The organism is Rhodococcus sp. 4CII, assembly GCF_014256275.1.
Lineage (GTDB): Bacteria > Actinomycetota > Actinomycetes > Mycobacteriales > Mycobacteriaceae > Rhodococcus_F > Rhodococcus_F wratislaviensis_A.
In genome coordinates, this window is sequence record NZ_JACCFE010000002.1 from 4,073,741 (window position 1) to 4,099,591 (window position 25,851).

The window sequence follows — 25,851 nt, forward strand, 5'->3', positions numbered from 1 at the left end:
TCACCGCCCTGTATATACTGGCGCGCGGCGTTCGATGAAGGCGTTGACCGCCTCCTTGGAGTCCTCGTAGCCGGAGAGCTCGGCTGTCAAAGACTGCTCGAACTCGTAGCCAGCCTTGAGGTCCATATACTCGATCGTGTTCAGGCTTTGCTTCGCAAATCGCAACGCTGCCGGGCTGTGTCGCGCAAGAGATGCCGCCAGGTCTTGGGCGGTGTCGAGGAGTTTGTCGTCGGCGACCACATCGACAATGCCTCCATATGGCAGCAGCCGGCTGGCTGGGATGAGATCGCCGCTCAAGTGCATCATTCGGACCATTCCTTGAGGGACCAGCCGAGATAGGTGCTTGGCGCCGCCCATCACTCCGACATTGACTTCGGGTAACGCGAAACGGGCGCTCTCCGCGGCGACGATGAGGTCGCACGATGCAGCCAGACAGAGGCCCGTCCCGACCGCTGCTCCCTGCACGGCGGCGATGGTGGGCTTGGTGCTGTCATAGATCGAGAAGAAGGCCTCACGGACCTGCTTCATGCGACTTGGCGAGTTTGCGGGATCGAGAGTCTGAAACTCCGCCAGGTCGTTGCCGCCGCAGAAGTGTTTACCCCGGCCGGCCAACACGACGACGCGGGCCTCGGGCAACAGTTCATCGACGTTGTCGAAGAACCTCTTGATCTCGACGTACATAGCCTGGTTGACCGCGTTCGCCGGAGGTCGATGCATCCACACCGTTGCGATCGGCCCTGTCTCCTGCCACTGAATGAACTCGAACTGCGTCATCACGCATCTCCCAATTGATTGTCGGAACGGCATTCCGCCGAAGTACATAGATACTTACTGAACAGCTACGTGGTTCAGTCTCATTATTTTCCGATGAAGCTAGGGTAATCAGGTATCATTGTCAATGGGTACTAACGAAACTTTGCTGATGCTTTCGGTCGTTGACCAGCCGTCTTGGTGGCGGACTGACATGGCGAGGGTGACCGGCTGGAGGGCTGGGTTCGAGGTGGAAGCGACTGACTCACTCGAGGATCGATCTGCGTCAGAGTGCTGCGCGCTTCTGTTCCCCGGCCCCGCCGACCCGTGCCGGCGGGTGGTCACGTCGGAAACGTTTTCGGTCCGAATGGGGACAGTCCTGGCAGCCGGAACCTCGTCCGCGAGCCGTGCTGTGTCCGGTCCGGTCGATGAGGCTGGGTGGCGTTGCGGTTTCGAACAGCGTGAGCGGCTCACCGTAAGCGGTCCAGTGCAACCAGCAGAACCTGGTGTGTGTCCGCGCTTGCCGAGTTGCCATACTGGCCACTCGACTCGGCCATCCCATGTGACCGCAGAAGTGCGGGTCAATCCGGGCATACCAGAGATGAGGCGAGGATGAGTGGTGTGAAAGCGTCGGAATCTGGCGAAAGAGCGAAGGCACGGCGACCACGCGACCGCCGCGACCAGATCGCGGCTCAGGCCCGCGAGCTCTTCACATCCTCCGGTTATCACGCGGTGCGAATGGATCAGATCGCCGAAGCCAGCGGGATCACCGCGCGCGCCTTGTACAGGCACTACGCCAACAAGCAGGCGTTGCTGGCCCACGTTATCCTCGAGGACCAGCAGCGATGGGTTGATGCCTTGAACAACCTCGCTGCTAGCCGCGAGACGAGACTGAACGCGCGGCTGTCCACGCTCGCCGAGGTCGGCATCGCCAGCCGACGGCTGTCGGTGCTTTGGCAACGTGAGGCACGACACCTCAACGATGACGACTTCGGCCTCGTTCGCGATCGCACCCGTTGGATCGAGCGCCAGGTCAACGATCTACTTGTGAGGCCGGCGCGACCCGAACTCGGGGCATTCGCCACAGAGGTTCGCAGCTGGGCGGTGGTCAGCATCCTGACCAGTCCCGCCTTCTACGACTCGGCGCTTTCGCGCAGTCGGTTGAGCTGCACACTCGTGGACGCCTGCGCCAGGGTCATCGGCGCACAGCCTGGTGACCGAACGGTCGAGGGCGACGGGATGAGCAAAGGGGTTCAGCACGCACCGACATCGCGCCGCGAGCAACTCGTGAGCGCAGCGACCCGGGCCTTCCGTCGCAACGGCTACGCCGGTGTCAGTATCGACGACATCGGTAGCGAAGTCGGGATGGTCGGGCCCGCCATGTACAGGTACTTCGACACCAAGGCAAGCATTCTGGTCACGGCGACCACCCGGTTCTACGAATGGCAGGCACTGGAAACCATGCGTGCTCTCGCCCGACCAGGAGACGACAGTGATGTCCTCGAGGCGTTGATCGAGGGCTACGTGCGGCTGAGCATGCAGGCCACCGATCTTCTCGCGGTGACCCTGACCGAAGCTCACTATCTTCCGCAGGAGGCCCGGGACCGTTTCGACAAAATCCGGGAAGAAAACCTCTACGAGTGGCGGCGGTGGCTCGTATCAGCAGGTGACGACGTGAGTGAGACTCTCGCCACGACCCTGACGAACATTGCCAAGACCGTCGTGAACGACCTGGTTCGAATCCCACACCTGCACGACGGCCCCAATTTCGCAGCAGAACTCATAACCGCAGTCGTGGCCGTAACCGGCGTATGACAGTCACAACCTTCTTGCGCCTCATCGCCTTCCGGCGCCGCGCCAGCAGTGTGTCCTCTCCACGCGGGGGATCTGCGCGATGTATGCAAGCTGGACTTCTTCTCGTGGGTACTTTCCTGCGCACACGCGCTCTGTAATCGACCCCGGATCGGTTGAGTTCACGCCGCAACCCGCCCTCCCGCTTTGGTTAGTCATGCACGACTTAGCGCCGCCAGACCAAAGCTGCCCTTCCTGTCCCCGTCTAAGTGCCAGTTTCTCAATTGCCCCGTGCGAGATGGTTCACGGGTTCCGTAGACACTCGTATGCACGTCGATCCGACGTGTAAGACGCAGCTACGCGACCGAGCGGCGCCCATGCGCCGAAGCAATGAACTGTTAGTAATCCTTGACATAAATCACTTCTCCGTGCACTCTGTTACCCACGCCACAGCGACCTGTAGTTACCGCTCGAGGACTTCAGGCTGTTCGATTATGAGCGACCGCTGCCAGACGCCGAAGCCGCCGAACGTCTCGAAGATCGAAAATGGAGACGTCAGGGGTTTAGCTGACCAGGCAGCTCCCTGTGGCGACGCGACGTGCGACACACCGACAAGTGGTGCTGAGCAAGCGCCACACAAAGGCCGGCGTTGACCGGAAAGGAACACCACATGTCAACCGTGACCGAAAGCGACCGTGTGATCGAGGAGCTCGATGTCCTTGTGGTCGGAGGCGGATTCTCCGGGATCTATCAGCTCGAGCGGCTCCGGTCGCTCGGCTTCTCCGTCAGGCTCTATGAAGCTGGCTCCGACGCTGGCGGAGTATGGCACTGGAACCAATACCCCGGGGCCAAGGTCGACACCGAGGCCACCCTCTACCAGTTCTCCGACGAGAGGATCTGGCGCGAATGGGACTGGTCGGAGATCTTCCCAGGCCAGGAAGAGCTGCAGGCCTACTTCCGGTTCGTCATCAAGACACTCGACCTCGGCCGAGACATCCGATTCAGCACTCGGGTCACAGCGGCCCGGTTCGACGAAGACACGAACATGTGGACCGTAGAGTCCCGGGACGAGCGGACGGGCGGGACGTTTACGACACGTGCACGCTTCTTCCTGCCTCTGTTGGGCACCGGCTCCAAGGCTCTCTACCCGCACATACCCGGACTCGACGACTTCGAGGGCGACGCCTTTCACACCTCGCACTGGCCCGAGGGTTACGACACGCGTGGCAAGCGCGTCGCGGTTATCGGCACCGGTGCCAGCGGTCTGCAGGTAGTCCAGTCCATCGCTCCAGAAGTGCAGCACCTCAGCGTCTTTCAGCGCACACCCGCCACCGCACTGCCGATGATCTCACGAAAACTCGACCACGCCGCGAACGACGAGCTGCGCACAACCTACCCCGATCTCTTCCGGCATCGAGAAAAGACCTTCGGCGGTCTCGAGTACGACGTCATCTACGCGGCGACCTCCGAGCTGTCCGACGAAGAGTTCACCGCGACGCTCGAAGAACTCTGGTCCAAGGGAGGCCTGCAGATCTGGCTGGGCGGCTACGCCGACATGTTCTTCGACGCCGAGGTGGGAAACAGGATCTACGAGTTCTGGCGACAGAAGACCCTCCCACGTATCAAAGACCCCATCCTGGCGGAAAAGCTCGTCCCCGAAGTCCCGCCCTACCCGTTCGGGACCAAACGCTGCCCGCTCGAATACACCTACTACGAGTCCTTCAACCAAGACAACGTCGAACTCATCGACGTAAACGAGACACCCATCGAAAAGGTCACGCCCCGAGGGATCATCACCGCAGACGGTCGCGAACACGAGGTCGATGTGATCGTCCTGGCTACCGGTTTCGACTCCTTCACCGGTGGACTCACCGACATCGATGTCCGCAGTACCAGTGACGCGTCATTCAGCGAGGTGTTTCGCGGCGGAGCTCGTACCACACTGGGTCGCGCAACCGCCGGATTCCCGAACATCCTCTACGTTTACGGTCCGCAGAGTCCATCAGCGTTCTGCAACGGTCCAACCTGTGCCGAACTCGAGGGCGACTGGGTCATCGACTGTCTGGTCTACATGCGTGAGAACGGCCTGACTCGGATCGAAGCCACCCCGGAGGCGGAAGAGGAATGGCACGATCATCTCGAAACCCTGGCTGCTGCCACCACTTTCCCACTGGCGAACTCCTGGTACATGAACGCCAACGTGCCCGGCAAGAAACGCGAACTGCTGGCCTACCCTGGCGGCCTGCCGATGTACCTGGAGAAGTGTCGGGAGTCGGTCATCAACGGTTACGCCGGCTTCGTCCTGTCCTGACTAGTCTGTTCTGAACCGTCCACCGTGATCGTGCGGGTGCCGCCGGCCGAACAAGTCGGCGTCACCGCACCTCACCGTCATCGTCCCGATGGGAGGGCCGCAGATGTGCTCCTCTTCCCCAGCAGATCGATGTCCAGCGGCGAACCCGCCACGGGCGTGACATCGGCGACAAATCTGGGACTCTCAGAACTTCGGTGGATCTAGCTCTGGCATATGAATTTAGCTTCCAGTGGGGGTGATTCGGGTTTTGAATGTAATAGCAACGCGTTGAGGGCTGGTTTCCACCTCGTCACCCATCATGCTCTTCCCCTGCCGATTGGGTCCAGAGCACGGGTGGCGAGGTAGAGGCATTTGAGCGCGGCCTGGTCGCTGGTTCTGTGGAATCAAGATTGTCAAGTTCGTGCTGGTCGGCCATGGTTGACGGCGACGATCGGCAACGGGGTGGCGGTCAGTTGGCGTGGTGTTGTTCCGGCCGGGGTCGGAACGTCGGCGAGGCGTTGCAGTAGCTGGTCGAGGGCGGCTTGGCCGTCTTCGACGGCTGCTTGTTCATCGTCGGTGAGTGGGATGCTGACGAGCATGCGCTGAAGGTTCGATTTCGCCTGCAAGAGTTCACTTTTGCTGGACTCTTTGGGTATGTAGAAGTCACAGCGGGCGCAGGCCATGCGGTGCGGGCATTGCTCGAAGAAGGTGTAGCTGCAGAATCCGTGGCCGAGGTCGTAGTGCTGCCAAGGCTCACCAACGGCGGCAGCGCCGGAAGTCGCAGCGTCGCGGTCAACGAGGACTTCGATGGTGCGGACGTTGCGCGCGAAGTAACCGGCGTCGTTGTATGCCTTGGCCAGGGTATTCGGGGTAATTCTGGCGTAGTGCTGGGTCGATTCCGGGCTGCGGTGCCCGAGCCAAGCCTGCAGCTCGAACAGCGTCATCGGTTCCTTGGCGTTGTAGAGCTGTGTCGCGATGGTGGAGCGAGCGCGGTGGCTGGTGATCGGCCCGCGAACGTCGGCGGCAGGAATGTCGGCCTTGCGGCAGAGCGCGGGGATGATCGTGTCGTTGATGTAGTTCTTGCTGATCCGCCCGGCCCGGACTGCGAACAGGAAGTGCACCTTCTCACCGGTTTTCCGGTCCAGCATCGGTGGTTGCGCGGGGCGCAGGGCCTGCCATGCTTCGATCGCCCGGCCCAACAACGGGTCGACGGGCTTGGTGAACGCGGTGCCAGTCTTGTGGGTAGGGATATCGAGCAGACAGACCGATGAGTCGGTCTGCTGTCGGTCATCGACGACGGCGGGCTGATCGTGTTGCCAGCGGATGCAGCCGACCCGAAGCCGGGCGATTTCGTCGCTGCGCTGGCCGGCGAACAGCCAGGTCAGCGTGACGGCGCGGACCATGTCGACCGGGTGGGCCCCGGGTCCTGCGGGCAGGTCGCCGGGATCGAGGTTGAGGCCGGCCCAGAGAAGTTTGGCCCAGAGGTCATCGGCGATCACTCGCGGGTCGGGTCCTTGCAGTGCCCGGATGCTGCGCGGGGTTTCCAATGCTCGCGCGGGGTCGAATCGACGCGGGATCCAGTCCCAGTCCTGGATATCGCGGAAGAAAGTGCGGACGATCCGGATGTAGGTGCGTTTCGTTTTCGCCGACAATGGTTTTCCGAGCTGTTCGATGCGGCTCTCACGCCAGCTCTCCGATTGGATGTGGTCGCCGACATGCATGCGGTCGACGGCGGCGATCCAGGCCGAGCAGGTCTGCCGTGTCCAGTCAGCGGGCCCGGTGATATCGGGATGGTCGGCGGCGAGCCAACGGCCGATCTTGGCCAGCACGACGCGATGGGTGTCGCGGGTACTCGGTTGGACCGTCGCGGTGGCGTGCCAGCGTTCGACCGCCTGCGCCCAGCCCGGGGCGGTGCCGGTGATGGGGACGGGCCCGTCCCCGTATCGCGGTGCCGGTGGAGGGCCGGTGTGGCCGAGCGTGGCCAGAGCCCGGTGAACGCCGTGCAGGTGGCGGCCGTGGAAGTGCCGTTCGATCGCCGCGTCCGCCCGCAGCCGGTCCAGCGCCGATGAGGTGAGCTCGTTCAGCATCGGGCTGCGGTTGAGCAGCAACAAGGTGCAGATCATCGACTCCAGATTCGCGGCACGATATCCCCATCCGTTCAGCACCGCGCGAACCGGCTCGACCGCCTGATCGACGCTGACGGAACCGAATATCCGCTGCGCCAACGTCTGCCGCGCGAACGGGCCGACCAGATCGAATGCGGTGAACCCGGTGAGCAAATAGGCATGAACGAGCAGATAGGGACGTGCCTGCATGCCGACCTGCCCCCGGAAACGCTCCCGCAGCTGCTGTGGGCGCAGCAGCTCGGCCCACTCCTGCGTCGACCAGGACCAGAAGTCGCGGCCCAGCTCACCGCAGCGATGCAGGACGATCGCGGTGGCGTAGCGGGCGAACCGTCGCTGGAACACGGTGTCGGGATGCCAGTGCAGAGCCGCGATCGCCTCGTCCAGTGGTGCGGTCAACCGCGCAATCGCCTGCCACTGCGGGTGTTCGCGCTCCCGGTCGAGCCGTAGCAGGTCGAAACCGAGGGTCTGCAGCGCATCGGACTCGTTCTTCGAGAGCCGCCCGTGGCGACGGAAACGATCCAGCCGTAGCGGCCACTCCCAAACGGATGGTGCTGTCTGCGAATTCATCATCATTGTCATCGGCGACTGGTCTCCTGCTCGTCGAGGCGAGCCAGCATCTCCACCCGCCATGAGTGGATGTGGTTCATGCCGAGAGCGAGCTTGTCGGCCAGCTCCCGCCCGGACAGGTGGATATAGGTGAGTGTGGTTTCGGTGCTGCGATGTCCGGCGAAGGTGGCGATCGCGTGTAGTTCCCAACCCGTCCGTGCCAGGTCCGTCAAGCACAGATGCCGGGTCGTGTGGGTGGAGAACTGCGGCACTCCCGCATCGACTGCGATGCGTCGCACCACTTTCGACCATGTCCACAAACTCAACGGATCGGCATGGTTGCGGCGTGACTCGGACAGAAACAGCGGTCCTCGGGCCTGGCTTATGGTCGCTCGATGCGTCAAATACTTTTGCAGCAACACCCCGGTTGGCGCCGAATACGGCACTATTCGCTCGAGCCGGTTCTTCGTCGTCTCCGCCCGCACTCGTAACATCCGACGAGCTGGATCCAGGTCGTCGGTGCGCAGGGAGCACAACTCCTCGCGGCGCAGCGCGGCGTCGTAGGCCAGTGCGAGCATCAGCCGGTTACGCGGCGGCTCGGCCGCGGCGACGGCGAGGATGTCGAGCCACTGCTGCTCGGTTGGAATCCACGGAAGTTTCACGAGCCGTGGCACCAGGCCACGCTGCTGTCCACCCCACTTCCGCCCTGGCGTATACCTGCCTCGACCAACAGGATTAGATTCCCGAACACCTTCCTCCACCAAAAAGTCGAAAAATAACCGCACCGGCACCAGCCGCTGCTGGATCGTGGCATTTGCCAATCCACACCCGGAATCGATCGACACCACGTTCCTGCCGCGACGGCTGGCCCGCCCGGTCAGCTCGCGAACGAACACCGCGACATCCGCCCGGTTCGCGGCGACCGGGTCGATGCCATGGTCCTCACAGACCTGCAGGAACTCCGCCAGCCCGCGCGCATACGCGTCGATCGTCCGCGGTGCTCGACCCAGATCGACCCACACTCGCAACCAGCCTGCCGCGCGTTCGTGTCTGCCGAGCACCGGCCACTTCTCCTCCAGCACCACCGTTCCCAAGCCTGCCTCCCAGTTCCGTGGTTTCCTTGGCCGAGATCGTTCCAGCCTCGTTCTGATTCCACGTAACTAATAGGAAGTGGCCGCGCGCCCGGACTGCCTGCCGGTAGCGAGCACCCGAGACTCGATCGCATTCGTACGTGATATGAAATTCGGTCGGTGCCTCGCGTTGTTCGACCGGCCGGCCGGGGTGATTCCCCGGTCGTACGGTGAGACCGTCCGGAACTGGGGCATCTGTGAGGAATCGGTATGGGCAGGCCGTTCTCGTTCGATGGGCCGCGAGCCCGTATTGGTAGATGGCCGCCCTTGCGACTTGTCCGGCTGCGCTGCGAGCGCGAATCCGTAGGTGTCGATTACCCACCTTTTCCTCGAATCCTCGAGACTCGTTGGAGGTGGCATGGGTGGTGGTATCCAATCCGCTCGAGACACACGTTGCTCGCCTGCACCGCAATCTGATGCCACGCCCACCGGTCAGCGACCTGTTCGGCACCGCAGGTCGCCGGTGGCTGTTCCGTCAGGAGCTGCCCGAGGATCAGTATCACGCAATCGGAGATTCGGAGTGGGCGGACTCCGAGGGACGCTAAATAGCCTCTCGCGGAGGAATTTCAGCGGAGATCGAGAAGGCGTCAAGAGAAGTTCAGGAAAAATCGGCCCCCACGAAGACGGCAACCGTGAAGAAGTCTGCCGCGACGAAGCCTGCCGTGAGAACGGGCTCTGCGAAGAAGGCGACAACTGCATCCGGGGATGCTTTTCGGTCCCCTCGCTGGCTCCACCAGTACGGCCGAACGCCAGTTCCTGGTCAACGATTTCCCCGCGCCTCCCGGCCGCGCGGTGCTGCCGCCGCAGATCTCCTATAAGCGAGCGTGCTTACTGCAGATTCACCTCCCGGACAAGGGACAGTGGGACAATTCCGGAGCACACGTCGAGATTCTCAGGGTCCGTCAGGAACGCGCGTCGTCGTAGAGCAATTCGAAAACTGGGGGCTTCCACAGCCGGCGCTCGCTGCGATCAAGTCGCAGTTCCCGCGGAAAACAGCGACGAAGGCCTGCTGATGTGTTTCACGACGTCCAACGAGGAGGTCGATGCCATGCTGGGGTCGGGTGCGAGCACGACTGATCCGCGTCGCAGCGAAGGCAAAACGTGCACGCCATTCGAGACATTGCGCGGGGTTCGTCGGGAATTACGTCGCCGTCGATAGCGCGGCCCGGGCTGGGCAGTCGACGCATGCAAGAACCACTGAGTTCACACCCGTGAGGGCGGCCATGAGAGATCATGGCCGCCCCTTACACTTCATTGCGATCCAAACGCCGGTGTTCCCCTACCAACAACCGAAGGATGTATGCGTTGACCTCGGAAGAACTCACCCGTTGGAACTCCCAGGAGGCAATAGCGGAAGCGATGATCCCGATCATCGGCACGTTGTATCGCGCCAAGGGCGTTACCATTCTGCTGCACAGCCGCTCTTTGGTGAACAAGTCGGTCATCAGCATCCTGCGTACGCACCGCTTCTCTCGTCAGATCGGTGGCGACGAGCTGTCCGTCGACGAGACTTTCCCCTTTCTCGAAGCACTGTGCCAGCTGGATCTGGGAGCATCGAAGATTGATCTCGGTCTTCTCGTGATGGCCTACCGCGAGCAGGGAAACAATCGGCCCATTGCCGAATTCGTCGCGGACACGCTCAGCGAGATCACCGGCGAACGGAAGAGCGAGCCGGCGGGTCCGCGCGATGTGGTGCTGTACGGCTTCGGTCGAATCGGACGTCTGGTGGCTCGTTTGCTCATCGAGAAAGCAGGCTCGGGCGGTGGATTGAACTTGCGAGCGGTAGTCGTGCGTAAGAGCGGTGCAGGTGACCTGTCCAAACGTGCGTCCCTGCTGCGACGAGACTCGGTTCATGGGCAATTCAACGGCACGATCAAAATCGACGAGCAGAACAACACACTGACAGCAAACGGCAACGTCATCAAGTTCATCTACAGTGACGACCCGACATGCATCGACTACACCGAGCATGGCATCACCAACGCAATTCTCGTCGACAATACTGGTAAGTGGCGTGATCGCGACGGGCTCGAGCAGCACCTGCGTCCCGGTATCGACAAGGTCGTGCTCACCGCCCCCGGCAAGGGGGAGGTGCCGAACATCGTGCACGGCGTCAACCACCGAACTCAGAACCTGCAGGAGCGGATTTTCTCGTGTGCATCGTGCACGACCAACGCGATAGTTCCTCCGCTGCAGGCGATGGATGACGAGTTCGGTATTGTTCGCGGTCACGTCGAGACCGTTCACTCGTTCACGAACGACCAGAATCTGCTGGACAACTTTCACGGTGCGGATAGGCGGGGTCGGTCGGCGCCCTTCAACCTCGTGCTGACCGAGACCGGGGCCGCGTCGGCGGTCGCCAAAGCACTACCGTCCCTCCAGGCAAAGATCACCGGCAATTCGATCCGCGTGCCCACCCCGGATGTGTCGATGGCGATTCTCAACCTTCAACTTCGACGTGAGACCACCAAAGAGGATGTGGTGGAGCATCTTCGGCGAGCTTCGCTGACCGGCCCGCTGAGTCGAAATCTCGACTTCACGGCTGCTACCGACGCGGTCTCGAGCGATTTCATCGGCTCGCGTGCGGCATGCATCGTCGATGCGAACGCTGCAATCATCGAAGGCGACAGCGCCATCATCTACGTGTGGTACGACAACGAGTTCGGGTACTCGTGCCAGGTGGTGCGGACGGTGCAGTTCCTCTCCGGCATCGAATATCCCACCTATCCGACGGTCTGAGGACGGAAGGAGCCGAGCCGTCGGCGAGGCCGGCGGCTCAGCTTCCTTGGACGGGCCTATGGTCGCTCGCCCCGGTTGGTGTGCGACGTCAGTTCTGCGGGTGTCCACGCGGGCCAGGTGGCTTCGCCGACGAGGTATCCGTCGGTGAACTGGGCGAGGATGCGCGGGCCGGTGCTCGAGCTGTTGTCGTACACGGTCACGTGATCACAGCGGGGGGACGCCTGAGCGACGAGACCTCACAATCGTTGGTATCGCTGGCGGATCTTGTCTTCCGGTACATCGTGCCCGCCGGCACGGACCCGGTAGCGCACACGCTGGACCGCTAGCTTCTCGGGAATCATCACCACATGCAAGACGACGGTGTACTCGTGCATGCGCGCTTCGTCGACCAGCTCCAGCTTCGACGGATGGGAGAACACCGTCTCGGCGATGAACGATTTCCCCAGGGTCAAAAGGTGTGACCGGGTCTTCGCGGCGATATCTGCCGCCTCGTAGGGGTGTGTTGCCGGATTCGCCGGCCAGCGTTGTTTGGCGATCTCGTCGGCATTGACGAGCGGGCTGGCCGGCAGCAGGGAGCGAGAGTGAAGGCCACGAAGGTGGACTTGCCGGCACCGTTGCAGCCGACCACCAGGTCGAGTCGTTTCACTCGGGCAGGACTGTCCGCGTGCCGTCGGGACGGTACTCGACGATCTGACCGTCCTCGGACAGCGCGACCGTGGTGACCCCCTACGCCGCGAGCGCAGCGCCGTAATCGGTGGTGGCCAGTTGTTCCTCGATCGCCGCGTTGATCTCGGCGTTGAATACTGTGCCTTCCTCGGTGCCGAGTTCACCGATCGGCAACCGGCCGGCGAGAGCTTCCTCCACCCGGCGCCGGGCCGCGGTCTGCCGACTCGAGACCGCACGCCCCACCCGGGCCCAGTGTTCGAGTTGCTGGCGTCCTGTGCGGTGCTGCCGTGCTCCCTCGGCCATGGCGCTGGCCACCAGGTCCGCCGCCAGGCGGGTGACCTTGTCCGCGGAACTTTGCATTGCTTCACTACCGGGTGTTGTAGCTACTCGCTACAAAGTGCAGCGACTAGCTACGGGCTGTGTCGATGATCGCAAGTCTGGGCTGCCGGCGAGGTTGTCCGCGTCCAGTACGGTCCGGCCGAGCGGGTGCCGATAAACGTCACCGAGTACGAAGTCTTAGAAGTGGCGGCCGGGCCCATTCGTACCGACTGCGGGGGATCATGGTGATCGGCAAATGGTGGGACTCGGGGTCAGTCCAGTTGGAGGAGATCGAGTAGCCGTCTGGACATGGCGAGGAGGTAGTCGTCGTGAGTATCGGTTTGGGAGAAAAGCATTCCGGCTGCGGCATTGCCGAAGGCGCGCAGTGGGTAGCTGAGGCCGCAGGTGCCCAGGTAGCTGAGCAGCATGGTGGTTCTGAGTGTGCTCGCGTTGTAGCGGTCGTACGCGGAGGCGCTGTTCAGGAGGGAATGTATGGGCGGGGGGTCATGTCGAACTGTGGGACACAGCAGGAGGGCGCCGTCGAGTTCTTCCCCAAACCGGCGGCGCAGGTCGGCTAGATTTGAAAACACCTGCTGCAGTTGGGATCTCGGATGTTGATTCTGTTCCAGGCGACGTAGTGTCGCGGCTTCGATGTGTGGCGCGAATGGGAGGAGGTGACCGTGGAGGGCGTGCGCTTCGGCACCGACGATTGTGCCGTGGGAGTCCATTAGGTGCTGGGCTTCGATCATCGCGGCGATGGGTTTGGTGGTGACGTCGATACCGGCGCGGGTGAGCGCCATGGTGGCACGCTCGAATGGCATCCGCACCTCGGGTGTGCAGTCCTCGATCCATTCGCCGGCAGGGATGATGACCCGCGGCGAGGTGTGGGTGGTCGTGGGCGTGCGGGTGACCGTGAGGACGCGGTCGAGGGCGTCGATGTCGGAGAGCGTGTGGGCGATGATTCCAATGCTGTCCAGTGTTACCGATAGCGGAAGGAAATCGTGCGGGCCGTACCGTCCGGGGCTTGCTCGGAATCCGACCAGACCGCAGAACGCTGCGGGCACTCGAATTGATCCTGAGGTATCTGTTCCCACCGCCAGTGGGGCTAGGCCGGCGGCTACGGCGGCTGCGGACCCTGACGAGGACCCACCGGGGACGAGGGGGGTGTCGGTGCTGTTCGGGTTGACCGGCGTCCCGAAGTAGGTGTTGACGCCCAAACCGGAGAAGGCGAACTCGCTCAGGTTCGCTTTGCCGACCGTGACAAGTCCCCGGCGATGGGTACGTCGGACCAGCGAACTGTCCTGTTCGGCTGGGGGGTTTGCTGTCCGGCTCTGTGATCCGGCGGTCGTGACCGTGCCCGCGACATCGAACACGTCTTTCCAGACAATGGGGACCCCGTCGAGTGGTGACTTCGAGGCATCCGCTCGTCGGCGCCGGTCGCTGGCCCGCGCTTCGCGATGACCGCGTTCGATGGTCGTGGTGATCAACGCAGAGGCGGCGGGCGCGAGGTTCGTCCGCGAAAGCGCCCGGTCGAACAGGTCAGTCGCGGTCCACTCGCGTGTGGCCAGATGACTGGCCATGCTCAGTGCGGTGACCGGCGCCGGGCTCATCGAGTCGGTCCCGAGCGCACCGAGGAACTGCCGGGAGTGGTGACGGTGCCGGCCTGAGAGGACCGGCCGCCTAACGTGCTTGCCGATGTCTCCGAGAGGGGACGTCCGCGGGTCTCTTCCCCGAGCACGATGGTGACAGCAAATCCGATGATGTTGACGGCGGCGAGAAGCCACATCACACCGCCGATACCGGCCCCGGAGAGCAGCAGCGGCAGCGCGAAGGTGCTGATTGCGGAGCCGATTCGGCTGATCGCGACAATCGCGCCGGTTGCTGTTGCGCGTACCGCGGTAGGGAAAAGTTCGTTCGGGTAGATGATTTCGATGAAGTTGCAGGCCCCGGAGGTGACCGCGTAGACCGCGAGGGCGAGGAGTAGGGCAAGGGCGGGTGCGGCCGGGAACAGAGCCATGAATCCAAAGGCGATACTCATGATCGCGAAGGTGACGATGAGGAGGGACTTGCGGCCGATCTTGTCGACCATCATCAGCCCGGGAATGCCGCCGGCGAGGAAGAGTGCACTGATGATCAGTTCCGCGAGGTAGATGTTGTCTCCCGCGAGTCCGATCTCGGCGATGATGTCCGGACCGAAGGTGTAGATAGCGAAGAGCGGGATGACATGTGCTGTGAAGAAGACGCCGACGAAGACGACACGCCGGAGGTAGACGCCCCTGAAGATTGCGGTGTAGCTGATCTTGTGCGGTTCGTCGGGAATCTGATCGATGCGAGCCGACGGGCCCCACACCTTGACGCACACGGCCTGAGCTTCGTCCGTTCGTCCTTTGCTCAGCAGCCACCGCGGTGATTCCGGGCTGCCGGCGCGCATCACGATGGTGGCGATCCCGAACGCGGCGGGACTGGCGAGCATGAATCGCCAGGCATCGGGGCCGAGGAACGACAGCGCCCACCCGACAGCCGCTGCCGCGGCGGCCCCGCCGGCCCAGACGACGAACAGCGACCCCAACAGGCGTCCGCGGTACTTGCTGGGGATGAACTCCGCGAGCAAGGAGCTGGCAATGGGATAGTCGGCCCCGATGGCGATGCCGAGAATCAGTCGGAGAGCAACCAGCTGCCAGACATGATCGGCAAATGCTGAGGCGAGTGAGACGACCACCAGCACGGCCAGGTCGGCGATGTACATGACCTTGCGACCTACCCGGTCTGTGACGTAGCCGAAGACGGCGCCGCCGAGGAAAATCCCGATCAGGGCGGTCGCGCCGATGAGGCCGGTGTCGAGGGTGGTCAGTCCCAGGTGCGGTTTCATGGAGACCAGGGCGATCCCGATGATGGTCAGTGCATAGCCGTCGAGGAATGGGCCACCGCACGAGAACAGTGTGAGCTTTTTGTGAAAAGCCGTCAGTGGCGAATCGTCGATCAGCGAGGGGCCGGATGTAGGCATGAGGGGATTCCGTTTCGGGTGGCGTTGCTGCGGCGGTCGGCGGGCTAGTCCGCGGGGGAGAACAACGTGCCGAGTTCGGTGAACTGCGAGGCGACTCGGCCGAGTGGGTTGAGCCGGCGGACGTCGACGCGGGAATCGACGACGAGATCAGCTGCGAGGTGGAAGGTGACGACTTCACCGATGACCAGTAGGTCGCGTCCTGGCCGGAGTGTTTGGCGCACTGTGCATTCCATGCTGATCAATGCTTCCTTGATCCGTGGGGGTTGTACTCGGATGGAGGGGATCGCGGTGACGCCCGCGACATCGAATTCGTCGACCTCGCGTGGGTGGTCGAGGCTGGTCGTGTGGAGGGCGTGAGCGGAGGGGACCGACACCGCGTTGACGACGAATTCGCCTGTGGCAATGATGTTGGCTTCGCTGTCCTTGGGGTCGCTGCCCTCTTTCGGTTCGATGCTGAGCAGCAGCATCGGTGGTTCGGAAGAGACGACGGTGTAGAAACTGAAGGGCGCCAGATTGTTTACCCCGCACGCGCTGACCGTGGAGGTCCACGCGATGGGCCGGGGAACGACGGTGGCAGTCAGGATGTTGAACGTCTCTCGGGCTGAGAGGTCGGCTGCAGCGATGCTGTGCATGCTGTGTCTCGCTTCGTCCTGGGTGGTGACAGCGCGAAAAGAAGGGGGGCCGTCAGGGTGGGTGGCTATGATCGGTGCAGCTCGCGGGCGATTATGTCTGATTCGGTATCCTGCACGGTTTGTTGGGTGCGCCATGCGGTGAGTCCGAGACGCTCGGCGTCGGGGGACCGGAGCTTTCTAGCGCTGAGTGCCACATAGGCGGCTGCGCTGACGGGGATTCCTAACAGCCAGCTCAAATCGGTGCCTCCGAGGGCATGGGCGACCGGTCCGACGTAGATCACGCTGTTCATGGTCAGGACGGTCGTGACCATGCCCGCGCCAAGGGCGATCCATCCCGCGATGTTCCAGCCATTGTGTCCCCAGTACTGCCCACGGTCGGATCGGTCGTGCAGATCGGTGGGGTTCCAACGCCAGCGTCGAAGGATCGCATCGGCGACGTACACACCCCCGAACGGGCCGAGCCACACAACCAGCAAGGACGCGAATGTTTCCAAGCTGTCGAGAAATCCACCGCTGGCGAGGACCCAAAGCGTGACTGCGGCCGCGAGGACGGCGTTCAAGACGGTAGCGAAGAAGCGGGAGATGGGTACGCCTAGCGCCTGGAGGGTGAGCCCTGCAGAGTAGAGGGTCGGGACATTGTTGGCGAGCGTGCCGAGCACGGCGGCGAGCAGGAAGACTGCGTAGATCGCGACCGGCAACGCGTCCTTGGGTCCGGCCAACGGGTCCGACATGTCGACCTGGGAGGCCAGTTCGGCACCAAGGAGTCCCAGTAGGACGGCCACTCCGCCGCCGCTGGCGAACAATGTCCACGAGAGTTTGCGGGCGCTGACATCGCGCGGCAGATAACGGAACCATTCCGGTGAGCAGAAGAGGTATGCCAGCGGTCCTGATGCGTTGGCGGCAATTGCTACGGTCATCAGCGCGAGCACGTGTCCGGTATCGATGCTCTGCCCGGCCGTCCACTGGGCGCCGGCCATAGTGGCGGCGAGGACGAGTACCAATGCGACGACGAGGATCACCGCGGCGATGCGTTGCAGCCAGACCATCGCGGCGTGACCGAGCGCGGCGACTGCCACGGACAGGCCGATGACCGCCAGCACGGCGAGGACTTCGGTTGTCCGACCGGGTTCGGTAACACCGACGAGGGGGAGGAACGCGAGAATGGCAAGGGCGGCGAGGATGGTGTTGAGGGCTTCGAATGCTACGAGCGCCGCCCATGTCAATGCGACATTCGGCTGATTTCCCTTCGGCCCGAAGGCCGATCGGGTGAAGGTCAGTGTGGGCACCCCGGCGCGCGGGCCGGCGACGCAGGCCACGCCGACATACGCGAAGAATGAGCATCCGATGATCACGGAGATCAGTGCCTGCCACAGGTTCAGACCCAAGGTGACCGCAACCACTCCCAGACTGACGGGGACGAAATTGGCCTGGGTGCCGGCCCAGAACAACGCCGCTTGGCGCAGCGTCATCGTGCGCTCGGTGAGTGGGATGAAATCGAAGCCGTGTTTCTCGACGCGGAAGGCACTGTGCTGGGGCGCAGCTGCTGAGGTTGTGAGTTCGGGGGCCATAACGGTTCCTCTGTGGGCCGGACGAAGATGGATGTTGTGGTGTACGTCTAGAACTGGCTGGGATCGCTGCAGCACAAGGGAGGAGTCCTGGCTCCGGTGAGTGGCTGTACGATGCTTGTCACCGCGGCGGCGGTGCCGGTAGCCACTCCTCCGGTTCCGGGTATTCGAAGTCGGGCGGGAAGTGGTATGTCTCGAAGCAGGTTGTGGTCGCAGCCTCGGTGTCGAAGAAGGCGAACGAGTTGCCGTCCGCCCACAAACCGGACTGGGTCTTCTCGAAACCGCGCTCGGCGAACATTTTGATCCGTTCCTCCCACGGGGCACCGTTGCAATCGAACGCCACGTGGTGAATTCCCTCGCCATGCTGCTCCAGGAACTCCGCCATGATGCTGCGTCCCTCGATCGGCTGCATGAGTTCCCAGGTGATGTTGTCATTGATGGCGAAGGCAACTTTCAGTGAGAACTCACTCTCGGCGCCGCGGTACGTCTGGTCTCGGACATTCGACGAGCTGAATGTGTAAACCCGCCACGGGCCGATCCCCAACCGGATCAAGCCCTCGATGGTTTTTCGATAGTCGGCGGTCACGATGCAGATTTCGATGACGTTGCCGAGGAAACTGTTGCTGAGCCGGTATTCGTCGATCACGTCGGGGAGGGCAAGTGGAGAAGGAGTCATGTTCAGTCCTGTGGTGGCGTTAGTGCTCACCCTTGTGGGTGATGTAGCCCATACAAGCACCGGCCCGTGAACGGCGGTAGTGTAGTTTCATCCACCAGAGTCGCGGGGCGGATATAGAAAGGCACAGTCATGGTGCTTTCACTTGGTGCATTGCTTGCGGATACCGCGCTGGAGTTGACGTTGCTTGTGCGCGGCGCGGGCGATATCGACGCAGACGAAGTGCTGTGGCTGCACAACACCGAACTACCGGACCCCGCACCGTACATTCGGGAGACCGAGCTCGTTCTGACCAATGGGTTGTGGCAAACCAGTGTCACCGCGGATGCGTTTGTCGATTCACTCGTCACCGCACGCGCCAGTGGGCTGGTGTTCGGCTTGACCGAACAAACGCCGCGGGTCCCACCAGCTCTGGTGACCGCGTGCGAAAACGCACGAATGTCCCTTCTCGAGCTTTCCATCGCGGTTCCCTTCACCGCGATCACACAAGCGGCTGCGAAGATCCAGAGTGAAGCAAGGCAGGATGTCCTCGAGGGGATGATTCGCCGAGGCAACGCCCTTGCAGCCTCGTTGACTCGTGGTGCCGGCGCCATCGGGGTCCTGGAAATTCTCAGCAAGGAATACGACCTGCCGTTACTCGTCGTCGACCGAGCGGGGTCGTGTCTGGCATCCCTGGGAGATGCTGCCGACGACGTCAGCGATGACCAGATGCGTCTCGCCGGCCGGGCGTTAGGGCAGCATCCGCCACCATTGGAAGTGAGTCTGTCCGGAGTGGGGCCCGCGGCGGTCTACCTGGTCGAAGGCGCCGTGGGCACGGTCGACGCTGCCCTGCTGTGCTTGAAGCCGCTCGCCGAACTCGAGCAGAACGAACGGGCCGCGCTCGACCAGGCCGCCCGATTCCTGAGCTTGGAGGTCGCCAAGAAACAGGCCCTGCACGCGATCGAGTCACGATTCTCCGGGGAAGTGCTCGAGATGATTCTCTCGGGCCCCGCGCGTGCCGCCGAGCTGCCCGATCGATTGCGCGCCTTCGGCATCGACCCGACCGGCCCATTGGCCATTCTCACCATCGCCGTCGGCGCCGCAGCCACACCGCCCGTGGGAGCTACCGAGGAGATCGAACAGCTTTTCAGTAACCGAGGGACACCGGTGATCGTGGCGGCGGGAAGCAACGACATCGTCACGATTTTTCCCTGGACCAGCACAGGCGCGCTCGCCGACCTGGCCGAGTCCCTCGCAGATACCCTGACACTGCGCTTCGCGCTCGACCGCACGGTGGTTGGCATCGGGGAATTGGCCCGCAGCGCATCAGGATTGCGCGATTCGCTCGTCCGCTCGCGGGAGGCGTGTCACGTGCTCCGCCGGCGAAGTCACGGACCGAGGGCCGCGACATTCGCAGACGTCGGTACCCATCGGATGCTGCTCGGCCTGCACGATCGCACCATCCTGCGGCGATTCGCCGACGACGTCCTCGGTCCACTGCGCACGGTAGACGCCCGAAATGGCAGCGAACTCGAACGAACGCTGCGAGTCTTTCTCCGCAATGACTGTCACTGGTCGGCCACCGCTACCGACCTCTACGTGCACGTCAACACGCTGCGCAACCGTGTCGCCCGCATCACGGAATTGACCGGCCGCGACGTCAACAGGATCGAGGACGCCGTCGATCTGTATCTCGCCCTCGAAGCGGACGGTATGGGATAGCGGTGCTCAGAGAGGATAGACATCAGGCGGAACGGTCGGACGTACCAAGCGGCGGGGACTGATCGACGGGTCCTCCCGCACGGCCTGCGCGAGATCCCGGCAGCGGGTGAAGCGAACGTCGCCGGCCGCGAGAGCTTCCTCGATGAACCTCCGTAACACCATGATCCGTCCGGGCCGCCCCGACAAGAACGGATGCATGCAGAGATTGAACAGGCATTGGTAGCGGCGCATCCCTTCGAGTTCCACGCGCCACATCTCGGCGACCTTCAAAGGCGATTCGATGACTGAACCAATCTGCGGATCCGGCAAAAACGCGTACTGTTCCCAATCATCGAGCGACCAGTGGACTGGCAGCTCGACAATCGGCTCCGAATCGGTGGCGATCCGATAGGGACGATCGTCACCCATGAGGGACGAGTCGTAGATCAGACCGTGTTCGGCGACCAAGCCAGGTGTCTGCCAGCTAGCTCCCCACGAGGCCGCACGGTGACCCGCAATCGCGATTCGCTGCCTGTCGAAAACGTCCAAGGCACGTTCGAAGTCCGCCCGCTCCTCACCAGCAGACATCGATGTCGGTGACCGATGACTGTGTGAGTGATGGGCCACCTCGTGTCCGCGCTCGACGATCGAGGCCGCCAGCCCGGGACGGTGCTCGGCGACCCACCCCGGCACGAAGAAGGTAGCCGGAACGCTCATCTCGTCGAGCAGGTCCAGGATGCGGGGAACGCCGACATCGGGCCCGTAGGATTGGTGCGACATCGTCATGAGGTGATCGGCGTATCTTCGACCCTCCGCAAGGATCGGCGTCTCGGCGTCCACGTCGAAGGACAAGGTGACGACCGCTGCTGCACCTCGATGCCAAGTTCCCATCCCGATCACTCCCTCGTATCCGCGGCGACTCGAACAGGGCCGTCGCTACCTGATCCCCCCGCAGCCCATCGTCGGGCATTACCGAGTGTTGCGAAAGGCTCGAGCATCGAGTGATCGAACCTGTTGAGGTCGGTCATCTTTGCCCCCTGCGCGAGCCTGCATGGGAGATCGGGATTGGCGAGAGCCCCCCGTCCGAGCGATACCAGATCGGCGTGCCCACCGTCGAGGACGCTCGCGGTTTGCCCCAGATCGTGCATACCACCGTTCGCGATGACCGGGAGCAGCCCCGAGGCTTCCCTGGCGATCTGGGTGATCGTGCGGCCATCCGTCATCCGTGCTGTCTCGACGAAGTTCCGGCCTTCGCTGGCGATGTGCAGATAGTCCACACCCGCCGCTGAGACTGCGGCGAATATCGTCTCGGCGTCGGACACCCCGCCGGGCCACCGATAGGTGAAATCGTTGATTTTCGTCTGGGACAAGCGGACCCCCACCGTCACCCGGTGTCCTACCGCTCGCCGTATTTCGCTGGCGATCTGTTCGGTCAGTCGCATGCGGCCGCTGACGTCGCCGCCGAAGGAATCGGTTCGGTGGTTGGTGTAGTCGGTGAGGAACTGATCCAGCAGGTACCCATTGGCGGCGTGGATCTCGACACCGTCGAATCCGGCGTCCACCGCATTCCGCGCCGCGCTGACGAATCCGCTGGTGACCTGGGTGATGTCGTCATACTCCATCGCGCGGGGAATGGGCCACCGACCGTTACCTCCGTACTCGGGCATCATTTCCCCGCGCGGCGCGAGCGCCGACGGTGCGATGGACTCGGCGCCGTAATAGTTGCCTTGGGAAAGGGCCCCGGCGTGCATGAGCTGCACAATGATCGGCACACCCACCTCGTGTACCCGGTGCACGACCTGCCGCCATCCGTGCACGTGCCGATCCGACACGAGTCCGGGCTGGTTGCGGTAGCCCTGACTATGCCGGGCGTCGGTGTAGGTTCCCTCGGTAATAATGAGACCGAATCCACCTACCGCAAACTCGCCGTAGTAATCGGCCATCTCCGTGGTTGGAGTGCCGTCCGCGTCTGCTGAGACACGGGTCATCGGTGCCACAACCAGGCTGTTTTTGAGCCCAAGGGTGCCGATCCTGGCGGGTCGCAGCGCGGAGTGGCTGCCTGCCTGAGGACTAGTCATTCGTCGGCGTCTCCGTTCCGGCATCAGCGAGAAGATCGATTGCCAGCGCCGTCGGGTTCTTTCCGTTGATCGCGGTGAGATCTTGCGGGCACGCCGACAGGACCAGAACACAGTCCATAGTCGCTTCGAAGGTGATGGCCTCACCGCCGCGAGTGGGCGCCGAAAGCCAGCTCAAACCCCCGTTCTCGGCGACCGGTATGCGCATGAAGATGTTGATCGGCTGGGGAACGACCGGAGTAGCCAACCCGATGTCGGCCAACGCCGAACGGAGATTTTCGGCGCAGGAGGCATGTTCGGAGGCACCTAGAGCGGCATAGCGAGCTGGGTCGCACGCCGCGATCAGCATGTCGTGGATGCCAGGAGAAGTATCAGCGACCAATGTGAGGATGGGGCGGCGTCGATTCGTGAGAAATGGCTCGCCGACCCGAGGGAATAGGCGGCTGTTGTGTGCGCGGGTGTGAGAAGCGCTGTGGAACTCCGTTATGTCCTCCGCCGAGAAGGCGAACACATCCCCGACCTGCCCTCCCTCGACGTCTTCCAGCCGCACCTGTTGCCCCCTCCGGAGGGAAACGGCTCTGCCTTCGCGTGGTGGTACAACAATCCGGCTCTCGTTCATTAACTGCATGAACCTCATCCAAGACATTCGGGCCCGGCGTCGCAATGGAGGTTCACACAGCCGCCATGAGAAGTCGCTGACTGATCGTACATCTGGATGCGCGTTCAAGGAGGAATTGCGCGGGCCGCGCGGTCACTATTCGCACCCCGCTACCTCCCACACGGTATTCATCAACCCGGACATCGCTCCTGCCATCACCACGCGCCGCGACAGTGCCGCGCCGGGTAAGACACGAGGAGCAGGGTGAGTAGCGGCGGAGACGAGCGCGAGACCGGTGCCGCTGAGCCGCCGCAGCACGGCGCCGACCGTCACTGCGGTCGCGACCGCGGCCCCGACCAGGAGCACGGTATCGATCAACCGGTGCGCTCTCCGACGCCGATCTCCATCAGGTCTTCTCCGACGATCAGGTCGCCGGAGAAGCCGGCGGCCGCGGCCTGCCACCGTTCGGCCGGGTTGTTTCCCGGCGCGAGATGCGAGAGAACCAGTGTTTTCGCGCGGGCTTCCTCGGCGACCGGGCCGACCTGCTCGATCGTGGTGTGCGAGTGCAGGAGGTGTTCGATGAACCCCTCTTCTTCCGGGCTGTACGGCGGTTCACCGTAGAGTGCTTTGACCCAGTCGGCGTCGATCACCTCGTGGACGAGGACATCGGCACCGGTGGCAAGGGTTATCAGGTTGGGTGTGGGTGCGGTGTCGCCGGAGAAAACGATGGACCCGTCGTCGGTGTCGAAGCGGAACGCAAATGCGGGGTAGACGGCGCCGTGATCGACGAGGGTCGCGGTCACCCGGACGCGGTCGTCCTCCATGACCAGGAACGGGTCCATGACCGGAAACTGGTTGTCGTTGGCCTGGGCCGCGACAGCGACGGGAATCTGAATGTCGTGGGTGCGAATGAGCTTGTCGAGACCGGGTTTACCGGAGTCACGGAGCCGGTCGTTGATGTCGGTGGCGAACGCCTGGGTGAGATAGTTGGTCATGTCCACCGTTCCCGGTGTCGGGTTCTCGGGGTTGACCACCGGGACGGCGGCATTGCCCGAGATCGGTTGCAGGGCGCCCCGGTCACCGGGTCCGTAGACCTCGACCGGTGCCGATCCGGGTAGTCCCTGGTACCAGCCGGAGAGCACGATGTTGAAGTAGTCCATGGTGTGGTCGGAATGCAGGTGCGTCAGGAAGACGCTGCGCAGGCCTTCGTAGCCGTGGAAGTCGCCGTCCTTGCCGAGATTAGCCAGCCTCAGTTGGTGTGCGACGCCCATTCCGCAGTCGACCAGGTAGATCGCGTCGTCGACGACGAGTGCGGTGGCGATGCCGTGGCGGGTCTGGTCGCCGCCGTTGTGTGGGGCGATCCAGGTCATCGGGCCGCCGGCGGTGCCGAGCAGGACCAGCCGGGTGCGGTGCGAGCGTGCGTCGTCGACGTAAGCGAAGGTGCCGGTGGGCGCCGTCGACGTGGTGTCGGCAGAGGAGCACCCGGCCAGCGCCGTCGCGGTCCCGAGTGCCATGACGCCGGCGAGCAGCCCGCGGCGGGATAGCGAATGTTGGTGAGCCTCATGAATGAGGTTGCACATCGAATGGTCCTTCGCTGAACATTCGGCACGGTCGGCCTCGGCAGGTGTGGGTAACGCAGCGTTGCCGGAGCGACCGTGGGGCGGGGCGTCGACGCAGGGTGCGGACGCCGGAGGGGGAGATGCGCCGATCGGGCGGCGCGGGTTTCACTCAGGACGCGAGCGGTGCCGGCCGGGCGGTGGTGGGGTTCTTCGTCCCGGCGCGGTCGCGTTCGGTCATTCCGCCCACACCCCGTGTGGTTCGGGGATATTGAGGGCATGGGTAGGCATTTCCGCCGCACCAGGCAGTCGCCGCAGACTTGCTGCCGCGTCCAGCCGGCGGTGTGGGTGCGCCACGCTTCCCACACCGCCGGTCGAACGGCCGGCGAATTCCTATGCGGGGATTGGCGTGCCCCGGTGGGTCTCGCTGAGTTTGGACGGGCGCGCCGACTGCCCCGATCCCGGATCCTTGTGGAAAGCACCGTTTTTCATGATCCCCACGATCTTGGACTGGTCCTGCAGGATGGTGATGTCGTCGAGCGGGTCACCGTCAATCAGGATCATGTCTGCGTAGAAACCGGCCTTGACCTGCCCGAGGTCGTCGGGCATCCGCATGATCTGCCCGCCGAGAGCGGTGGCCGCGAGCAGGGTGTCCTTCGGGGAGAACTCGAGCAGTTCGACGAAGTGTTGCAGGTCGCGGGCGTAGGTGCCGTGCGGGGTCCACGCGAAGCCGTAGTCGCCGCCGGGCAGCACCCGGACGCCGCGTTCCTTCATCTTCTTCAGATTGTTGATCGCACAGTCGAGTTCGTGCTGGTATCCGGCGGCCTCGGCGGCCTCGGGTGGATACCCGAACGCTTCGGCGTCGTGCAGGGTGGCGACCAGCCAGTTCAGTCCGGGTGCGACGAAGATGCGGTCCTTCTGCTCTTCGAGCATGTCCAGACCCTCCTCGTCGGTGAAGGACGCGTGGTAGATGATGTCGACGCCGTTGCGCAACGACATCTTCACGCTCTCCCCGGACCTGGCGTGTGAACACACCCGCAGTCCGCGGCGGTGCGCCTCGGTGACCGCGGCGAGGGTTTCCTCGTCCGAGAAGTAGTTGTCCTCAGCGTGCTGGTTTCCGGTGATCTCCTCGCCGGACATGCTCAGCTTCACCAGGTCCGCACCCAGGTCGACGTTCTGTCGGACGGCTTTGCGCATCTCCTCGGGACCGTCGGCGAAGGCGGTGATGCCCTTGACCAGTGCGCCGCCGGTGACCGCGATCTCCTGACAGTTCGCCAGGTAGCGGGGTCCGGGGATCTGGCCGGCGTTGATGGCGTTGCGGATGACCACATCGAGTCGCGGCTTGGCGGCGGCGGCACCGACGCACATGGTGTAGCCGGAGTCGATGTAGGTCTGCGCCGACCGGGCACACAGCAGGGTGTGCTCCTCCACGCCCATCGTCCCGAGACCAGGCAGGTCGGCGGAGTTGACCCAGGAGAAGTGGGTGTGAGCGTCACATAAACCCGACATGAGGAACTTGCCCTGGCCGTCGATGACCCTCGCGCCTTCGCGAGGCAGATCTCCCGTGCCTTTCCGGACCTCGGCAATGCGTTCGCCTTCGACCAGCACTTCACCCTCATACGGGTCGGAGCCGGTGGAGTCGAAGATCCGAACGTTGGTGAAAAGGATGGACTGATCGGGGGTGTTGGCTGACGTCATTGTCGCCACTCCTT

Annotated in this window: 19 protein-coding genes and 3 pseudogenes; 5 read left to right on the forward strand and 17 right to left on the reverse strand. The window is 63.3% G+C overall.

The window, feature by feature from the left end; translation table 11 throughout:
* A complete protein-coding gene (locus H0B43_RS19605; protein WP_185726422.1) occupies positions 1–774 on the reverse strand; it encodes an enoyl-CoA hydratase-related protein in 774 nt (257 codons plus the stop codon).
* Between the two features lie 597 nt (positions 775–1,371).
* On the opposite strand from H0B43_RS19605, the gene H0B43_RS19610 reads away from it, so the two are divergent.
* Together H0B43_RS19610 and H0B43_RS19615 are read left to right on the forward strand one after the other, a co-directional pair.
* On the forward strand, positions 1,372–2,565 hold the full coding sequence (locus H0B43_RS19610; protein WP_185726421.1) for a TetR/AcrR family transcriptional regulator: 1,194 nt from the start codon (positions 1,372–1,374) through the stop codon (positions 2,563–2,565).
* Between the two features lie 646 nt (positions 2,566–3,211).
* On the forward strand, positions 3,212–4,852 hold the full coding sequence (locus tag H0B43_RS19615; protein ID WP_185726420.1) for an NAD(P)/FAD-dependent oxidoreductase: 1,641 nt from the start codon (positions 3,212–3,214) through the stop codon (positions 4,850–4,852).
* Positions 4,853–5,071: 219 nt separating this feature from the next.
* Here H0B43_RS19615 and H0B43_RS43180 read toward each other — a convergent pair.
* The 3 genes and pseudogenes from H0B43_RS43180 to H0B43_RS19625 all read right to left on the reverse strand — a co-directional run.
* A pseudogene (locus H0B43_RS43180) lies at positions 5,072–5,232 on the reverse strand (IS256 family transposase); the annotation flags it as partial.
* Between the two features lie 12 nt (positions 5,233–5,244).
* On the reverse strand, positions 5,245–7,536 hold the full coding sequence (locus H0B43_RS19620) for a tyrosine-type recombinase/integrase (protein ID WP_185726419.1): 2,292 nt from the start codon (positions 7,534–7,536) through the stop codon (positions 5,245–5,247).
* The gene (locus tag H0B43_RS19625) at positions 7,533–8,588 is read right to left on the reverse strand and encodes a tyrosine-type recombinase/integrase (protein ID WP_312037639.1); all 1,056 of its coding nucleotides are present in this window, start codon (positions 8,586–8,588) and stop codon (positions 7,533–7,535) included. The genes H0B43_RS19620 and H0B43_RS19625 overlap by 4 nt, the downstream gene beginning before the upstream one ends.
* 407 nt (positions 8,589–8,995) lie before the next feature.
* On the opposite strand from H0B43_RS19625, the gene H0B43_RS19630 reads away from it, so the two are divergent.
* Both H0B43_RS19630 and H0B43_RS19635 read left to right on the forward strand, forming a co-directional pair.
* Entirely contained in the window at positions 8,996–9,178 is a 183-nt protein-coding gene (locus H0B43_RS19630; protein ID WP_185726417.1) for a hypothetical protein, read from the forward strand.
* Between the two features lie 760 nt (positions 9,179–9,938).
* Entirely contained in the window at positions 9,939–11,372 is a 1,434-nt protein-coding gene (locus H0B43_RS19635; RefSeq protein WP_185726416.1) for a glyceraldehyde-3-phosphate dehydrogenase, read from the forward strand.
* A 56-nt stretch (positions 11,373–11,428) separates the two neighbouring features.
* On the opposite strand, the pseudogene H0B43_RS19640 reads toward H0B43_RS19635, so the two are convergent.
* From H0B43_RS19640 to H0B43_RS19670, 7 genes and pseudogenes are all read right to left on the reverse strand, one after another.
* Positions 11,429–12,018, reverse strand: a pseudogene (locus H0B43_RS19640) (zeta toxin family protein).
* Positions 12,015–12,398, reverse strand: a pseudogene (locus H0B43_RS19645) (hypothetical protein). Before H0B43_RS19645 ends, H0B43_RS19640 begins: the two co-directional pseudogenes overlap by 4 nt.
* A 230-nt stretch (positions 12,399–12,628) precedes the next feature.
* Positions 12,629–13,966, reverse strand: a complete 1,338-nt coding sequence (locus H0B43_RS19650; RefSeq protein ID WP_185726415.1) for an amidase family protein — start codon at positions 13,964–13,966, stop codon at positions 12,629–12,631.
* Complete coding sequence (locus H0B43_RS19655; protein ID WP_185726414.1) at positions 13,963–15,360, reverse strand: MFS transporter; 1,398 nt, start codon at positions 15,358–15,360, stop codon at positions 13,963–13,965. The genes H0B43_RS19650 and H0B43_RS19655 overlap by 4 nt, the downstream gene beginning before the upstream one ends.
* A 44-nt stretch (positions 15,361–15,404) precedes the next feature.
* Positions 15,405–15,992, reverse strand: coding sequence for a flavin reductase family protein (locus H0B43_RS19660; protein ID WP_185726413.1), 588 nt, complete (start codon positions 15,990–15,992; stop codon positions 15,405–15,407).
* Between the two features lie 65 nt (positions 15,993–16,057).
* Complete coding sequence (locus tag H0B43_RS19665; RefSeq protein WP_185726412.1) at positions 16,058–17,560, reverse strand: cytosine permease; 1,503 nt, start codon at positions 17,558–17,560, stop codon at positions 16,058–16,060.
* Between the two features lie 118 nt (positions 17,561–17,678).
* Positions 17,679–18,233, reverse strand: a complete 555-nt coding sequence (locus H0B43_RS19670; protein WP_185726411.1) for a VOC family protein — start codon at positions 18,231–18,233, stop codon at positions 17,679–17,681.
* A 129-nt stretch (positions 18,234–18,362) separates the two neighbouring features.
* Here H0B43_RS19670 and H0B43_RS19675 point away from each other — a divergent pair, with 129 nt between their 5' ends.
* Entirely contained in the window at positions 18,363–19,931 is a 1,569-nt protein-coding gene (locus H0B43_RS19675) for a PucR family transcriptional regulator (protein WP_213015191.1), read from the forward strand.
* A 6-nt stretch (positions 19,932–19,937) separates the two neighbouring features.
* Here the strand turns inward: H0B43_RS19675 and H0B43_RS19680 are convergent, their stop codons facing one another.
* The 6 genes from H0B43_RS19680 to H0B43_RS19705 all read right to left on the reverse strand — a co-directional run bounded on the left by H0B43_RS19680 (position 19,938) and on the right by H0B43_RS19705 (position 25,837).
* A complete protein-coding gene (locus H0B43_RS19680) occupies positions 19,938–20,750 on the reverse strand; it encodes a polysaccharide deacetylase (protein WP_312033696.1) in 813 nt (270 codons plus the stop codon).
* 56 nt (positions 20,751–20,806) lie between these two features.
* Positions 20,807–22,012: an NADH:flavin oxidoreductase gene (locus H0B43_RS19685; protein ID WP_312037621.1), complete on the reverse strand. Its 1,206-nt coding sequence runs from the start codon at positions 22,010–22,012 to the stop codon at positions 20,807–20,809.
* Complete coding sequence (locus H0B43_RS19690; protein WP_312037622.1) at positions 21,981–22,631, reverse strand: urea carboxylase-associated family protein; 651 nt, start codon at positions 22,629–22,631, stop codon at positions 21,981–21,983. Before H0B43_RS19690 ends, H0B43_RS19685 begins: the two co-directional genes overlap by 32 nt.
* A gap of 108 nt (positions 22,632–22,739) precedes the next feature.
* Entirely contained in the window at positions 22,740–22,961 is a 222-nt protein-coding gene (locus H0B43_RS19695) for a hypothetical protein (protein ID WP_185726407.1), read from the reverse strand.
* Positions 22,958–24,163, reverse strand: coding sequence for an MBL fold metallo-hydrolase (locus H0B43_RS19700; RefSeq protein ID WP_185726406.1), 1,206 nt, complete (start codon positions 24,161–24,163; stop codon positions 22,958–22,960). The genes H0B43_RS19695 and H0B43_RS19700 overlap by 4 nt, the downstream gene beginning before the upstream one ends.
* A 369-nt stretch (positions 24,164–24,532) precedes the next feature.
* Positions 24,533–25,837, reverse strand: a complete 1,305-nt coding sequence (locus H0B43_RS19705; RefSeq protein ID WP_185726405.1) for an amidohydrolase family protein — start codon at positions 25,835–25,837, stop codon at positions 24,533–24,535.
* Between the last annotated feature and the right edge of the window lie 14 nt (positions 25,838–25,851).